The organism is Xanthomonas sp. NCPPB 2632 (assembly GCF_041228075.2).
Lineage (GTDB): Bacteria > Pseudomonadota > Gammaproteobacteria > Xanthomonadales > Rhodanobacteraceae > Luteibacter.
Genome location: NZ_CM192979.1, coordinates 879,652 through 893,887, shown reverse-complemented (window position 1 = coordinate 893,887; position 14,236 = coordinate 879,652). Strand labels below are relative to the sequence as shown.

Genomic DNA, 14,236 nt, shown 5'->3' with positions numbered 1-14,236 from the left:
CCCGCTCCCGCGGCGCCGCACAATCGCGCCCTGCGTGGGCGACCTCAGTTCCCCGTGCGTCGCGCCCGCTCGGCGTTCTCCTGGTCCATCGCCTTTAGCGGCGTATCGGTCGGACACCCTTCGGGCACGCGCTCGTCCCGGCGGTAGGCGGCGATGCACTCCGCCTCGCCACGCGCGGGAACGGCGCCGGGCAGGTCCTTCACCAGCGGGTTGGCCGGCGCCATGTTCAGGCGCGTGTCGCCGTCCTTGTGCGCCGCCTTCGACGGGTCTTCGCCACCGCAGCCCACGGGCAGCACGAAGAACACCGTGGAGCAGTTCACCCGCACCCCGTGCCCAAGGTCCACCGTCTTCTTCACCGTGGTCTTTTCGATGGCCCGGCGCATGCCCTGGCTGAGCACGTTCTCGTCGCGTGGCGCCCAGTCCTTCTCGAACCGGGTCTGCGTATAGGTCACCGTGGTCTTGTGCGACATCACGCCCGCCGCATCCGTCGGCCGGGGCGGCGTGTAATCGGAGCCGCCCGATCCCGGCGTCCCCTTGGGCAGCGCGATCGAGCCGTCGGCACTGAAGACGCCACTGGCTGCGGGCGCCGTCGTCGGGGCCGCGTCGGGCGGCGTCACGGTGGGGGTGGCCTCGTCCGGTTTCTTCTTGCGCGGCGGCGGTTCGGGACGCGTGGCTTCGGCCGAGCGCACCTTCGGCGGCGGCTCGGTAACCGGCGGCGGCGGGGCGGCTGCGGGGGCCGCGGGAGGCGGCGCCCGGTCGATGAAGCGCACCTCGAGCACGTCGGGCGGCCCGTGCGGCACATAGAAGCCGATCTGCACCCGGGGCTGCATCTCGTAGCTGACCACGACGATCAGCAGGAGATGGAGAACGATGGCGGCGGCGACGGCCAGCGAAACGCTCAACCTGTCACGCGGCGCGGGTCGCCGTTGCCGCATGGCGCGCAGCGCGGCCAGCGTGTCGGGATCGAGCGGCTTCAACCCGTTCGGCCACGCCTCGTCACCGGCGGGGAGCCGGTGGGTCTCGACGAACGACGGAGGGGCCTTGCCGGGGTAGTGCACGCGCGGTGGGGTCCCTTCGGGCCATGGAAAGTCGCGGAGCTTAGCCCGTCAGGGGTAAGCAGGGCGTGTGCCCGGGCTTTCTGACCACGTGGAACGGCGAAGATTCCCCTTGCGCCCCGACGCAAAGCGGGCCCCGTCATGGCGGGGCCCGCGGTTCCCGCGTCACAACACGGGCTCAGCCGGCCAGCGACGCGATCACGGCCTTGGCAAACGCGGGAATGTCGTCCGGCTTGCGGCTGGTGATGAGGTTACCGTCCGTGACCACCTCGCTGTCTTCCCAACGGGCGCCGGCGTTGCTCAGGTCCTGCTTCAGCGAGGGCCACGAGGTGATCTTCTTGCCATCGACAAGGCCGGCGTTGATGAGCGTCCACGGGCCGTGGCAGATCGCCGCCACCGGCTTGCCCGACGACGCCACCGCCTTGACGAAGGCGAGCACGGTATCGTCCGTGCGCAGGTTGTCCGGATTGATCACGCCACCGGGCAGTACCAGCGCATCGTAGGAACCGGCATCGGCCTTATCGAGCGCGACGTCCACGTTCACGCTGATGCCCCAGTCCTTCTTGTCCCAGGCCTTGATCTGCGATGCGCCGCCCGGCGCGATGACATCGACCTTGGCACCCGCTTCTTCCAGCAGGCGCTTCGGCTCGGTCAGCTCCGACTGTTCGAAACCGTCGGTGGCAAGCACCGCGATGCGACGGCCGTCGAGTGATGTGTTCGCCATGGATGTCTCCTCGGATAAGTGTGGTCCGAGGATGGATGCGACGACATGAGCACGGCGTCGCGCATGTGTCGCCGCATCGTGAGCAGTCGCGGCGGACGCGTCAGGCCGCGGCCTTGCTCTTGGGTTTCAGCATCGTGCCGATGCATTTTGGCGAACCGCACAAGCAGGCCCAGATCTTCTTCAGGCGCGCGGTGTGCGGCATGTCCAGCGTGATGCCGTAGTCGTAGGTGAGTTCTTCGCCGGGCGCGATGTCGCGAAGCGCCTCGATCAGCACGCGATCCTTCTTCGACGGCTTGCCTTCGACGGCTTCCTCGATCACGGCCTGGCAGTTGGGATCGCAGCCGTGGTTGATCCAGCGGGCCGTATTGCCGTTGCTGTTGCCGTCGACGATGTATTTTTCGTTGAGCGTGAACAGGAAGGTGTGTCCGGTCTCACCGCCATCGCCGTATTTCTTGTCGGCCTGGGCGTGGGTGATGATGTCACCCTTGTATTCGACGATCTCTTCGCCGGCCTTGATGGGCGCGGTGGCGAAGACGCCGTTTCCGTGAATGGGCGAACGTCGTGCGGCGATGCGTCGGGTCATGGGCGGCAATCGGTGTCTTGGAAGATAAGCGCTGATGATGCCTGCTACCTCCCCGCTTGGGAACCGCGTTTGAAACGCATGTCTCGCGCGCCCGGGGGCCCGGCGCTACCATCGGCCCCTGTTCGTCGCTGCCCGTGGAAACCCAGGGAATGATCCCGACCGTTCGCACCTGCCTTGCCCGCCTCATGCCCATCGCCTGCGTGCTGCTGCTGGCTGCCTGCGGCCCCGCGAGGAAAAGCGTGTTCCCCCCCGCGGTGACGCTGCAGGAGGTCACCGCCAAGCCGGGCGGCGTCTGGCACCTGACGCTGCGCATCCGCAACAACAGCTACGGCGGCATGGCCTTCCAGAGCTTTCAGGGCACCCTGCGCGTCGGTGACCTGAGCGGCGTGCTGATGGATGTGAAGGTCGACCAGGACATCCCCTCGTTCGCCGCCGACGTGGCCCGCATGGACCTCGTGCCCACGCCGGAGATGAGCCGCGCGCTGACCGAACTGGCTGCCAAGGGCAGCGCCGGCTCGCTTCCCTACACCATCGACGGCCATATCGGCGCGTTGCCGGAGCAGGAAAAGGCGCCCCGCTCCTTCGAGGTGCACGGGCGCAACTGGCTGTCGCCGGTGCCCGGCATACCCGATACCTATCGCTCTCCCTGATCCCACCCAGCCGCGCCCGCCGCGACGCCAGGACCCCGACATGACGCTCTACAAAGCCCCCCTCGACGATATGCGTTTCGCCCTTTACGACGTGCTGGGCGCAGAGGCCGTGCTGGCCCGCCTGGATGGCGGCGAAGCGCACGCGCGCGACCTGCTGGACGCCGTGCTCGACGAAGCGGCGCGCTTCAACGAACAGGTGCTGGCACCGTTGAACGCCAGTGGCGACCAGGAAGGTTGCCACTACGACAAGGCCACCGCGTCGGTCACCACGCCCAAGGGGTTCAAGGAAGCCTATCGTCAGTACGCGGATGGCGGCTGGGCCGGGCTGACCGCCAACGAGACGTTCGGCGGCCAGGGGCTGCCCATCGTGCTCGGCGCGCTGACCAAGGAAATGATCGACTCGGCCAACCTGGCCTGGGGCATCTACCCGCTGCTCTCGCACGGCGCCACCGACGCGCTCGAGCACCATGGCGATGCCTGGCAGCAGGAGGTCTTCCTGAAGCCGCTGGTGGAAGGCCGCTGGACCGGCACGATGTGCCTCACCGAACCCCAGGCGGGCTCCGATCTGGGCCTGCTCAAGACCCGCGCCGAGCCCAACGACGACGGCAGCTACCGCGTCACCGGCACCAAGATCTTCATCAGCGCGGGCGAGCACGATTTCGTCGAGAACATCGTGCACCTCGTGCTGGCACGCTTGCCCGACGCACCCGCCGGCAGCCGCGGCATCTCGATGCTCGTGGTGCCGAAGTTCAAGGTCGGCAAGGACGGCGCGCTCGGCGAACGCAACGCCGTGACGGCCGGCGCCATCGAGCACAAGATGGGCATCAGGGGCTCGGCCACCTGCGTCATGAACTTCGACGACGCCGAGGGCTGGCTGGTCGGGCCGGCGCACAAGGGCCTGGTGGCGATGTTCACGATGATGAATGCCGCGCGCCTCGCGGTGGGCATCCAGGGCCTGGCGGTTTCCGAGCGCGCCTTGCAGAACAGCCTGCACTACGCCCGCGAGCGCCTGCAGATGCGTGCACTGTCCGGGGCGAAACTGCCGGAAAAAGCGGCCGATCCGCTCACCGTCCACCCGGACGTGCGCCGCATGCTGCTCACCCAGCGCGCCTTCGTCGAGGGCGGTCGTGTGCTCACCGCCTATGCCGCGTTGCAGGGCGACATCGAAGCGCGCGATCCCGATCCGCAGGCACGCAAGGAAGCGGGCGAACTGCTTTCCTTCCTGATTCCCATCGCCAAGGGCCTGCTTACCGAAGCCGCGCAGGAGTGCACCAAGGAAGCCCTGCAGATCTTCGGTGGCCACGGTTACATCGCCGAACACGGCATGGAGCAGTTCGTCCGCGATGCCCGCATCATCACGCTGTACGAAGGCACCACGCAGATCCAGGCGCTGGACCTGCTCGGCCGCAAGGTCATGCAGTTGCAGGGTGCGGGCCTGAAGCATTTCCTCGGCGAGATATCGGCGTTCTGCCAGGCGCACCAGGACAACGACACGCTCAGGCCCTTCATCGGCCCGCTGGCGATCGCCGCCAAGACCTGGGGCGATCTCACCCAGGCCATCGCCAGGAACGCACAGGCCAACCCGGAAGAACTCGGCGCCGCCGCGGTGGATTACCTGTACCTGTCCGGCTACGTCACCCTGGCCTACTGCTGGGCCCGCAGCGTGCTGGCCGCCGAGGGCTCACGCCTGTCCGCGCACGGAAAGCAGGCCAAGCGCGATACCGCCGGCTTCTATTTCAGCCGCATCCTCCCGCGCATCCACATGCACAAGGCCGCGATCGAAGCCGGCGTAGCCACCCTGCCGGAATTGCTCTGACGCATGGCGTCATCGGTGCGGCATCCTTTTTGCCCGTCTTGATCGCCGCGCCCCTTTGTAGGAGGCGGCGATGCCGGCGATCCCGCGGCAGCGCCCCCTCGCCGCACCGCCAAAGGGGGCTTTTCCCACACCCCCCGAAGGTGTAGAAAAGGCTACCGGCCAGTCTCCCCACCGCAGCGGCGCCCGACACGATGAGCGATTCCCCGTTCCTGATCCGTCTCGCCGAAAGCGACGATGACGAGTTCATCCTTGGCCTGATCCATCGTTTCGTCGACTTTCCGCTGCCCAACGGCCGCACGAAGACGGACTGCCTCAAGGGCATCGAAGCCGACCTGGTCAGGCACCTCGACGAGCAGCCGTCCAACAGCTACATCTTCGTCGCCGAGAACCAGGACGGCGAGCCGGTCGGCTTCGTCCACCTGCAGAAAACCAAGGATTTCTTCACCCACCGCGACAACTGCCACATCTCCGATATCGCCGTGGCCAAGGAGCACGAAGGCGACGGCGTCGGCACGTTCCTGCTCGACCACGCCTATACCTGGGCCAAGGAGCACCGCTGCCAGTTCGTAACCCTGGCCGTGTTCCCCGGCAACGAGCGAGCGCGCGAGATGTACGTCAAACATGGCTTCGACACCGACCTGATGCGCCTGGCCAAACCGGTACGGTGAAAAAGCTTGACTATGCGCATCCATGCGCATAGCTTGGAGCCGTTATCTCACCAAGGTGGTCGTCATGCTTGCACTCATCGGCGTTGATCCTGCGGCACCGAAGAAACCGGTCAACCTGACTCTCAACTCGGACCTTGTTTCCCAGGTACGGCAAGAGACGGACAATCTCTCGGCCCAGGTCGAATGCCTGCTGATTGATTTCCTGCAATCGCGTCGGGGGGCAGCGGCGGACCGTGCCGCTTCACTGGACCGTGCAGCGCGCGGCTGGAACGAGTTTCTGGACAAGAACGGTTCCTTTGGGGACGAGTTCCTCGATCTATGAGTGACCAGTTCCACGTGTTCGCCAACCCAGGTCGAAGAACGCGTGAATACCCCTTCGTGGTAGCCGTCCAGTGCAATGCTTTCAAGGCATCCCACCGGCGTCTGGTCGTGCCTCTGGTACGGGCGACGGAATTCGGTCGTGTAGAAAACGCTCGTTTCAACCCCACTTTCAATATCCAGGGCATCGCGGTCGTGCTTCAGCCGCTGGGCTTGGTGAACGTGCCACGTGCCGACCTTGGCGAGCCCCTGACGTCACTTACCGATGAAGCGGATCGCATCATCGCTGCCTTGGATGAAGTCTTTTCCGTCGGCTATCGATAGTCGACCGGGATATCCGCTTTAAAAAAAAAGCTGCCTCGGGGGCAGCTTTTTCTTCGGCAGTCGACAAAGGCAATCAGACCTTCGCGACGGAGCCTTCCTTCTGCTCGCGCACGTCGAGGCGTGCGGCCATGCGATCGATGTTGGCCAGCGACACCAGGTGCGCGTAGATCCAGCCGAACGCGCCTTCGCGAAGGAACTCGCCCGCCACCTTCTCGTCGAGGGCGCGCAGCTTCTCTTCGTTGATGACGAACAGGCCGTTGAGGTTGATGCCCTTGCCTTCCTTCTGCAGGGTGATGGTGCGCGGCTCGAGCAGGTCGTGCTCGCGCAGCTTGCCCATGAACCACTGCGTGCGGGCGACGTGGTCCTGGAATTCACCCAGGAAGTTCACGGCGTTGGTCAGGGCCGGCGCGTCGGTGCCGTCCTCGTTGAACAGGCGCTCGCCTTCGGTTTCGTTGAAGCCTTCGTAGGCTTCGTCGAGGAACACGGTGAAGTCGTCGCCTTCCGTGCCGGCGGGCTTCTCGGCCAGCACGAACGGGTAACGGCGGACGAAGGCCGGGATGTACAGGCCCTGCTCCCAGAAGCCGTTCTCGCCGACCAGCAGGTTTTCACCCTGGCGCAGGCCCAGGAGGGCCATCGGGCCCGCTTCTTCCATGCTGTTGCCGGCGAACAGGATGGGGACGTCGCGCGAAGCGGGCGCGAACTCGACGCCCGTGAGGGGCACGGAATGCGCGGTGGCCGCGAAACGGATGTTGTTCACCGCCTTGAGGCGGAGATCGCGATGCGCAGTGCGGTTCAGGGGAACCGGACGCTCGTAGAAAAGCACTTCAGCCACTGTGAAACCCTCATGGACCCGCCGGACCTGGGAAGCCACCCCGGCCCCCCTTCCAAACCCGCGCAGGCATATACGAACCCCCACTATATCAGTGCCGCATGACCGCCACAGCCCCGCAAGAAGCATACCGGGCGTGTGCAATTCGGTCGCAATTATCGGCTATGCTCGGGCAAACCCGCTTCACAGGGGTGGGATCGCTTAGCCGATCCGCACGGAGTTCGGCTGACTGGAACGCTCTTTCGCACGTGTGAAGGACGAAACCCGATGACGATGGAAGTGCTACACGAAGACCTGCCGAGGGTAACCGCGCTACACACCACGCGCGTGCTCTCGCTCGACGCCGCCGGCCGCATCCTCGACTGGATCAGCTGGCAGGATGCGGTCTGCCTCTATGTCCGTGGCGTGGTGGCCTGGACCCTGGGCGACCCGTGCCTCACCGTGCATGGCGGCACCAGCCGGGCCAACGGCCTGCAGAGCACGCTGGACCTCCACCCCATCGTGGCCAGCACGGGCCATTGCCGCGAGCACGCGATCGACCCGGCGCCGGCCCTGACCAACACCGCCCTGTTCGCACGCGACCGGCACATCTGCCTTTACTGCGGCCACCACTACACGCGTCACGAGCTCACCCGCGACCACGTGGTTCCCCTGTCCAAGCGCGGCGCCGACGAATGGGAAAACGTGGTCAGCGCGTGCCTGGCCTGCAACCTGCGCAAGAGCAACCGTACCCCGCAGCAGGCCAACATGCCCCTGCTGGCCGTGCCCTACCGACCCAGCTGGGTCGAGCACCTGATCCTGTCCAATCGCAATATCCTTGCCGACCAGATGCAGTTCCTGGTCAGTCATTTACCGCGGGATCGGCGCCCCGCCTGAGCCCTGCCCCGGCTTCGCCCGCAAACTTTCACACCCCATCCCTTGCCCCGGCTCCTCCGGAGGCCAACAATACGGGGATGAACGACCTTTCCCGCTATCCCTATCTGGCGCAGATCGAATCGCCGGAGGACCTCCGGCGTTTTCCGGTGGACGAACTTCCGGCGATCGCCGACGAACTGCGCCGATACCTGATCGAGGCCGTGGCCTCGTCCGGTGGCCATTTCGGCGCGGGGCTGGGCGTGGTCGAGTTGACGGTGGCCCTGCACCATGTGCTGGACACCCCGCGCGACCGCCTGGTCTGGGATGTGGGCCACCAGTGCTACCCGCACAAGATTCTCACGGGTCGGCGCGACCGCATTACCACCATCAAGAAGAAGGACGGCCTGGCGCCGTTCCCACGCCGCGAGGAAAGCGAATACGACACCTTTGGCGTCGGTCATTCGTCCACCTCGATCTCGGCCGCCCTGGGAATGGCCATTGCGCTGCAGCGCCGGGGCGATCCGCGCAAGGTCGTGGCCGTGATCGGTGACGGCGCGATTACCGCGGGCATGGCCTTCGAGGCGCTTAACCACGGCGGCGACGTCGAACCGAACATGCTGGTGATCCTCAACGACAACGGCATGTCGATCAGCGAAAACGTCGGCGCCATGACCAAGATGATGGCCCGCGCCATGTCCAGCCGGCGGCTCAACGCCCTGCGCGAGCGCGCCAAGAAGGCCATGCCGCGCGAGTCCTTCTTCGGCCGCTTCTTCAAGCGCTGGGAAGAACACGCCAAGGGCATGTTCGTGCCGTCCACCCTGTTCGAGGAACTGGGCTTCCACTACACCGGCCCCATCGACGGGCACAACATGCCCCAGCTGGTGCAGGCGCTGGAAACGGTCAAGGACCTGCCCGGCCCCCAGCTCATCCACGTGATGACCACCAAGGGCAAGGGCTACGAGCCCGCCGAGAAAGGCCCCATCGAGTACCACGCCGTCGGCCCGTTCGATCCCGTCGCCGGACTGGTGAAGAAGGGCGCGCCGGCCAAGCCTACCTACACCGACATCTTCAGCGACTGGCTGTGCGACATGGCCGCCAGCGACGAGCGCCTGCTCGGCATCACGCCCGCCATGCGCGAAGGCTCGGGCCTGGTCCGTTTCTCGCGGGAATACCCGCAGCGCTACTTCGACGTGGCCATCGCCGAGCAGCATGCCGTGACGCTGGCGGCTGGCATGGCCGTGGAGGGCGCCAAGCCGGTGGTGGCGATCTACTCCACCTTCCTGCAACGTGCCTACGACCAGGCCATCCACGACGTGGCCCTGCAGAACCTCGACGTCACCTTCGCCATCGACCGCGCGGGCGTGGTGGGGCCGGACGGCGCCACGCATGCCGGCAGTTTCGACCTGTCGTTCATGCGCTGCCTGCCGAACATGGTGATCATGGCGCCGGCCGACGAGAACGACTGCCGCACCATGCTCAGCACGGGCTTCCATTACAAGGGGCCGGCCGCCATCCGTTACCCGCGCGGCACCGGCCCGGGCGCGAAGATGGCCGAGACGCTGGAAACCTACCCGATCGGCAAGGCCGAGGTGCGCCGACGCGGTCGCCACGGCCTGGCGATCCTTTCCTTCGGCACCATGCTGGCGCCCGCCGCCGTGATCGCCGGCGAAATCGATGCCACGCTGGTCAACATGCGCTTCGTCAAACCGCTGGACGCCGAGCTGATCCTTGAGCTGGCCCGTACGCACGAGGCCTTCGTCACCCTGGAGGACAACGCCATAGCGGGTGGCGCCGGCGCGGGCGTGGCCGAGTTGCTGGCCGCCAACGGCATCACCCAGCCGATCCTGCACCTGGGCCTTCCGGACGTCTATCTGGAACACGGCAGCCGCGAGGAGGTCCTGACCATGGCCGGCCTCGACCTGCCGCAGATCCGCCGCGCCATCCTGGCGCGGTTCCCGCAGTTCGTCGCCAAGGATGTGGCGAGCGCTGGCTAGCGCTTAAGCGACTTCCATCGCTTCCATGGCCGCACGTGCAAGAAATCCGGAGCGGGTTTCTCCGTGGCGCTCGGCATAGGCGTCTATCGCGCTCAGGAGACGATCGGGCACGGTGATGTTGACACGTACGGCCTTCGTACTCAGCTTGGACAGGTCAACGCTGGCCAGTGCCCATGTCCATCCCTGAAAGTCGACGAGGGAGCGCAGGGCTTCCAGTGAGGACGCTTTAGGAGGCATTTTCCCGCCTTCTATGGCGTCTTCGAGAAACAGGAGAATGGCCTCTTCAGCGTTCGCTACCGCCTCGTCGAGCGTATCACCGGCACTGAAGCAGCCGGGAAGATCAGGCACGATCACACCATAAGCCGTGGTGCCACTGCCCGGTTCGATGGCGATGGGATAGCGCATGGTGTTCTCCAGATGCAGGGCTCAGACTATCCCGGCTTGTTTCTTGATGGCCGCGACAAGACCCTTGCCCAGTTCTTTTTTTGGGTGAGGCACGATCACCGTCACGTCCGCTGCATTGCGAAGCTTGTGATGGCTCCCCCGGATGCTCACTGCGTGGAAACCATGAGCCTTGAGGAGCCTTATCAGGTCAGCGGAGGTCATGGTGTGTATAATACACACTAAATCTCGGGATGTATATTTTTCGTGAAGGCGCGGGGTGTCGCTTCTCGAAGCCGTAATTGGTGGCGATATGCGGAGAATTCCTTTCAGGGCGCCCCTGGTGCCCAGCGTCCCCCGGATACCCGGTCGCGGTCTTCGAGATCCTGCGCTGTAAACACGTCGAGGAGGCCGCACGATGTGAGCACGGCGCGTGCCCCCTCTCCCTGGTTCCAGCCATGCTCCACGAGCAACCATCCACCCGGACGCAGATGATCTATCGCACCGGCTGCGATACGCCGGATGTCGTCCAGGCCGTCGCTGCCCGAGGCCAGCGCGCTGGCAGGCTCGAAACGAAGGTCCCCCTGATCCAGGTGCGGGTCGTCCGATTCGATATAGGGCGGGTTGCTGACGATCAGGTCGGAACGCTCGCCCGCCAGCGGCGCGAACCAGTCGCCGGCGAGGAACCGTACCCGCGTCAGGCCGAGACGCTCGGCGTTGCGCCTGGCAACCTCGAGCGCCGCCAGGCTGGCGTCCACCGCCGTCACCGAGAGGTCGGGCCGTTCCTTCGCCAGCGCCAGGGCGATGGCCCCGCTGCCGGTGCCCAGGTCGACCACGCTCGCGCCCCGCGGCAGGCGTTCCAGCGCCAGTTCGACCAGCCGCTCGGTATCCGGGCGCGGGATCAGCGTCGCGGGCGTGACCTCGAGCGTCATCGACCAGAAGTCGCGGGTGCCGGTGATATAAGCCACCGGCTCGCCGGCGGCGCGCCGTTGCACCAGGCCGGCGAACCGTTCCGCCATGGCGGAATCCAGAGCGTCGTCCGCATGGGCGAAAAACCAGGCCCGATTTACCCCCACCACGTGCGCCAGCAGCAGCTCGGCCTCGAGGCGATCGCCGAGGTCGATGGTGGACTGGCGCAGGAGGGTGCGGACATCGGTCATCGACGCATTCTAGCCCGCGCACCCTGGGAAGACGCCGGTAAGGTGGCCGCGGCTACAATCGCGCCATGTTGCTTCGCGCCGCCCTCCTCCTGCTGGTCCTGCTCCTCGGCGGGTGCAAGGGCGCGTTCTTCGACGCGGTGAACCTGCGCCAGCCGACCGATGGCGTGGTATCGCATCGGGACATCATCTACGACACCGCGACAGGCACGGCACTGGACGTCTACGCGCCCGCCCACGCCCGGCATGCACCCGTCGTCGTGTACTTCTACGGCGGCAGCTGGATGGGCGGCCGGCGGCAGTGGTTTCGCTGGATGGGCGAGGCCCTGGCCGCGCGTGGCGTGGTGACGGTAGTCGCCGACGTCCGCCTGTGGCCGACCGTGCGGATGAAAGGGTTTCTCCACGATGCCGCCGAAGCCGTGCGCTGGACGCGCGACCACGCCGCCACGTTCGGCGGCGATCCGCACGACGAATTCGTGATGGGGCATTCGTCCGGTGGGCAGATCGCCGCCATGCTCGCCGTGGACAAGCAGTGGCTGGCCGCCGTGGGCATGCGGCCCCGCGAGCTTGCCGGCGTCATCGGCGTGGCCGGCACCTACGACTTCATTCCGTTCGACGAGCCGGCGTTCGCCGATATCTTCGGGCACAGCCCCGCCGAACAGGCCCTGTCGCAGCCGATCAACTTCGTGGACGGCGACGAACCGCCCGCGCTCATCCTCCAGGGCGAGGACGACACCATCGTATCGCCGGCCGAAGCCGTCGCGTTCGAAGGCCGTTACCGCCAACAGGGCGAGCCCGTGGAACTGCGTCTCTATCCCGGCCTCGGCCACGAAGGCCTGCTGCTCGCCTTCGGGCCGCGACGGGCCACAGCCCCCGTACTCGACGACACACTGAACTTCATCGGGCGCCATCAGGTGGCCCTCGACCGCTGATCCCGCGTCGTGCATCCGTTTTCACGGCGGGTCCGTAAGCTCTGTTCATGACCCGACTCTTCTTCGTCACGCTCGGCACCCTTCTGCTTACGGGCTGCCAGTCCGTCCTGTTCGGCGCGATCAACGCGCGGCAGTCCTCCACCGGCGTCGTGGCCCACCACGACATCGTCTACGACCCGACAGAGGGCCTGGCGCTCGACGTCTACGGTCCCGTGCAGGCAAAGAACGCACCTGTGGTGGTGTTCTTCTACGGCGGCAGCTGGAAGAGCGGCAAACGCCAGTGGTATCGATGGGTGGGTGAGGCCCTGGCGGCCCGCGGCATCGTCACCGTCGTGCCGGACTACCGCCTCTGGCCGAAGGTGAGGCTGGACGGCTTCGTAGGCGATGCGGCCAAGTCCGTACGCTGGGCGCACGACCGGGTGGGCGAGTACGGTGGCGACCCGTCGCGCATCGTCGTCATGGGCCATTCCGCCGGCGGGCACATCGCCGCCATGCTGGCGACCGACGAGCGCCGCCTGGCGATGGTCGGCATGCGCCCCCGCGACCTGGCCGGCTTCATCGGCCTGGCCGGTCCGTACGATTTCCTGCCACTGAAGCAGGACGACTTCATCGACATGTTCGGGCACACCGCGGCGGAGCAGGCACGTTCGCAACCGGTCAATTTCGTCGATGGCGACGAGCCGCCCGCCTTGTTGCTACAAGGGCAGGACGATTCCACCGTCAGGCCGTCCAACGCACTGTCGTTGCAACGGCGCTACCAGGCGCAAGGTGAGCCGGTAGAGGTGAAGCTGTACCCCGACATGGGCCACATGGGCATCCTGTTCGCGCTTCGCGGCGGCAAGGACGCCCCGCCGGTACTGGACGATGTGGTCCGCTTCGTCCAGCAGCGGGTTCACCAGCCGGCGGCTCGCCCTGCCGCTGCCGCTGCCGTTCCCGTTCCCGCGGGGCACTGACGCCACCCGGCCTCAGCGCGCCTTCATGACGTCGCGGCCCTCGGCGTTGCCGCCGCGTGCCGCATCCAGCACCTCCGGGTACGGGTAGTTCAACCCCAGCAACTGGCGGATATCCGGACTGGCATCCCTGACGAACGCCGCGGGCAGCGAGGCCGGCAGGTCTTCCATCGGCTTGACGAACTTCGGCAGGTACTGGGTGATGATCGCCGAGCGATCGACGGTGCTTCGATTGGGCATCGCGCAATGCCACACGGCGCCGAAGAAGATAACGGTGTCGCCAGGCTGGCCGAGCATGCGCTCGCAACGTTCGAAGAAGCGATCGTCGTCCTGCGGGTAATGCAGGTCACGCTGCGACCCCGGCACGTAGGCCGTCGCACCCGTTTCCTCGGTGAAGGGGTCGAGCATGATGGTCGCCTGCGCGTTGAGCGGAAAGCGCGAATGGATGCGCGCCGGATGCGTCTGCGGCGAGTGGTAATCCCAGTAGGGGTAATCGATGTGTGGCTCCTGCCCCGGACCGCCCGCAAGGATACGATTGGCGGCGATCGATCCCATGATGAACTCGCTGCCGATGAAGGCGCGCATCACCTGCATGATCGCCGGATGCGCGGCCATCCGCGAGAACACCTCGCCTTTGGCCAGCAGGTTCCAGACGCGGCGCTGCAGGTTGAGCCGACCGGCCCGCTCCGCATCGCCCTGGAAGTGCGTGACCTTGTCGCCGCGCTGATCGGCATCGGATTCGCGCATGACGATGGCCCGCGCCTCGGCGACCTCCGCCGGCGTGAACAGGCCGCGCAAGGTGATCGCACCGGCGCCATCCAGCAGCTCGTTGACGATGAACCCGATGTCGAGCGTGTCTTCGGTGAAGACGCGGAGCTCGACCGCGGGGCGGTGGGCAGGCTGGGCAGAGGCATTCATGGCAACTCCTGCGCGGGGCGCGTTGACGTGTCGACCGTTCCTGACGGGTCGGACACTACGCTAGGCCGAATTGCAAGCGCTT

Annotated in this window: 17 protein-coding genes; 9 read left to right on the top strand and 8 right to left on the bottom strand. The window is 66.3% G+C overall.

Annotation, left to right across the window (positions count from 1 at the left end; genetic code table 11):
• Positions 1-44 precede the first annotated feature (44 nt).
• The 3 genes from AB8808_RS03955 to AB8808_RS03945 all read right to left on the bottom strand — a co-directional run bounded on the left by AB8808_RS03955 (position 45) and on the right by AB8808_RS03945 (position 2,362).
• A complete protein-coding gene (locus AB8808_RS03955) occupies positions 45-1,058 on the bottom strand; it encodes a hypothetical protein (protein WP_369926929.1) in 1,014 nt (337 codons plus the stop codon).
• Between the two features lie 175 nt (positions 1,059-1,233).
• Complete coding sequence (locus AB8808_RS03950; protein ID WP_369926927.1) at positions 1,234-1,779, bottom strand: type 1 glutamine amidotransferase domain-containing protein; 546 nt, start codon at positions 1,777-1,779, stop codon at positions 1,234-1,236.
• 100 nt (positions 1,780-1,879) lie between these two features.
• Entirely contained in the window at positions 1,880-2,362 is a 483-nt protein-coding gene (locus tag AB8808_RS03945) for an SET domain-containing protein (protein WP_369926925.1), read from the bottom strand.
• Between the two features lie 149 nt (positions 2,363-2,511).
• Here AB8808_RS03945 and AB8808_RS03940 point away from each other — a divergent pair, with 149 nt between their 5' ends.
• From AB8808_RS03940 to AB8808_RS03920, 5 genes are all read left to right on the top strand, one after another.
• Positions 2,512-3,012 carry a hypothetical protein gene (locus AB8808_RS03940; RefSeq protein WP_369926923.1) on the top strand — a complete coding sequence of 167 codons (501 nt, stop codon included), beginning with the start codon at positions 2,512-2,514 and terminating at the stop codon, positions 3,010-3,012.
• Positions 3,013-3,052: 40 nt separating this feature from the next.
• Positions 3,053-4,828, top strand: a complete 1,776-nt coding sequence (locus tag AB8808_RS03935) for an acyl-CoA dehydrogenase C-terminal domain-containing protein (protein WP_369926921.1) — start codon at positions 3,053-3,055, stop codon at positions 4,826-4,828.
• Between the two features lie 191 nt (positions 4,829-5,019).
• A complete protein-coding gene (locus AB8808_RS03930) occupies positions 5,020-5,496 on the top strand; it encodes a GNAT family N-acetyltransferase (protein WP_369926919.1) in 477 nt (158 codons plus the stop codon).
• A 64-nt stretch (positions 5,497-5,560) separates the two neighbouring features.
• Complete coding sequence (locus AB8808_RS03925; RefSeq protein ID WP_369926917.1) at positions 5,561-5,818, top strand: type II toxin-antitoxin system CcdA family antitoxin; 258 nt, start codon at positions 5,561-5,563, stop codon at positions 5,816-5,818.
• On the top strand, positions 5,815-6,138 hold the full coding sequence (locus tag AB8808_RS03920; RefSeq protein WP_369926915.1) for a CcdB family protein: 324 nt from the start codon (positions 5,815-5,817) through the stop codon (positions 6,136-6,138). Before AB8808_RS03925 ends, AB8808_RS03920 begins: the two co-directional genes overlap by 4 nt.
• A 73-nt stretch (positions 6,139-6,211) precedes the next feature.
• Here the strand turns inward: AB8808_RS03920 and AB8808_RS03915 are convergent, their stop codons facing one another.
• The gene (locus AB8808_RS03915; RefSeq protein WP_369926914.1) at positions 6,212-6,970 is read right to left on the bottom strand and encodes a SapC family protein; all 759 of its coding nucleotides are present in this window, start codon (positions 6,968-6,970) and stop codon (positions 6,212-6,214) included.
• Between the two features lie 270 nt (positions 6,971-7,240).
• On the opposite strand from AB8808_RS03915, the gene AB8808_RS03910 reads away from it, so the two are divergent.
• Positions 7,241-7,843 (top strand): HNH endonuclease, encoded by a 603-nt coding sequence (locus AB8808_RS03910; protein ID WP_369926912.1) that lies wholly within the window; start codon positions 7,241-7,243, stop codon positions 7,841-7,843.
• Positions 7,844-7,920: 77 nt separating this feature from the next.
• Positions 7,921-9,816: a 1-deoxy-D-xylulose-5-phosphate synthase gene (dxs, locus tag AB8808_RS03905; RefSeq protein ID WP_354516282.1), complete on the top strand. Its 1,896-nt coding sequence runs from the start codon at positions 7,921-7,923 to the stop codon at positions 9,814-9,816.
• Positions 9,817-9,819: 3 nt separating this feature from the next.
• On the opposite strand, the gene AB8808_RS03900 is transcribed toward dxs, so the two are convergent.
• The 3 genes from AB8808_RS03900 to prmC all read right to left on the bottom strand — a co-directional run bounded on the left by AB8808_RS03900 (position 9,820) and on the right by prmC (position 11,357).
• Positions 9,820-10,221: a type II toxin-antitoxin system HicB family antitoxin gene (locus tag AB8808_RS03900; RefSeq protein WP_369926910.1), complete on the bottom strand. Its 402-nt coding sequence runs from the start codon at positions 10,219-10,221 to the stop codon at positions 9,820-9,822.
• A gap of 21 nt (positions 10,222-10,242) precedes the next feature.
• Positions 10,243-10,422: a type II toxin-antitoxin system HicA family toxin gene (locus AB8808_RS03895; RefSeq protein ID WP_369926908.1), complete on the bottom strand. Its 180-nt coding sequence runs from the start codon at positions 10,420-10,422 to the stop codon at positions 10,243-10,245.
• Between the two features lie 104 nt (positions 10,423-10,526).
• Positions 10,527-11,357, bottom strand: a complete 831-nt coding sequence (gene prmC / locus AB8808_RS03890; protein WP_369926906.1) for a peptide chain release factor N(5)-glutamine methyltransferase — start codon at positions 11,355-11,357, stop codon at positions 10,527-10,529.
• A 65-nt stretch (positions 11,358-11,422) separates the two neighbouring features.
• Here prmC and AB8808_RS03885 point away from each other — a divergent pair, with 65 nt between their 5' ends.
• Positions 11,423-12,286 (top strand): alpha/beta hydrolase, encoded by an 864-nt coding sequence (locus AB8808_RS03885; protein ID WP_369926904.1) that lies wholly within the window; start codon positions 11,423-11,425, stop codon positions 12,284-12,286.
• A 47-nt stretch (positions 12,287-12,333) separates the two neighbouring features.
• Complete coding sequence (locus AB8808_RS03880) at positions 12,334-13,239, top strand: alpha/beta hydrolase (RefSeq protein WP_369926902.1); 906 nt, start codon at positions 12,334-12,336, stop codon at positions 13,237-13,239.
• Positions 13,240-13,251: 12 nt separating this feature from the next.
• On the opposite strand, the gene AB8808_RS03875 is transcribed toward AB8808_RS03880, so the two are convergent.
• On the bottom strand, positions 13,252-14,154 hold the full coding sequence (locus tag AB8808_RS03875; RefSeq protein WP_369926900.1) for a phytanoyl-CoA dioxygenase family protein: 903 nt from the start codon (positions 14,152-14,154) through the stop codon (positions 13,252-13,254).
• Between the last annotated feature and the right edge of the window lie 82 nt (positions 14,155-14,236).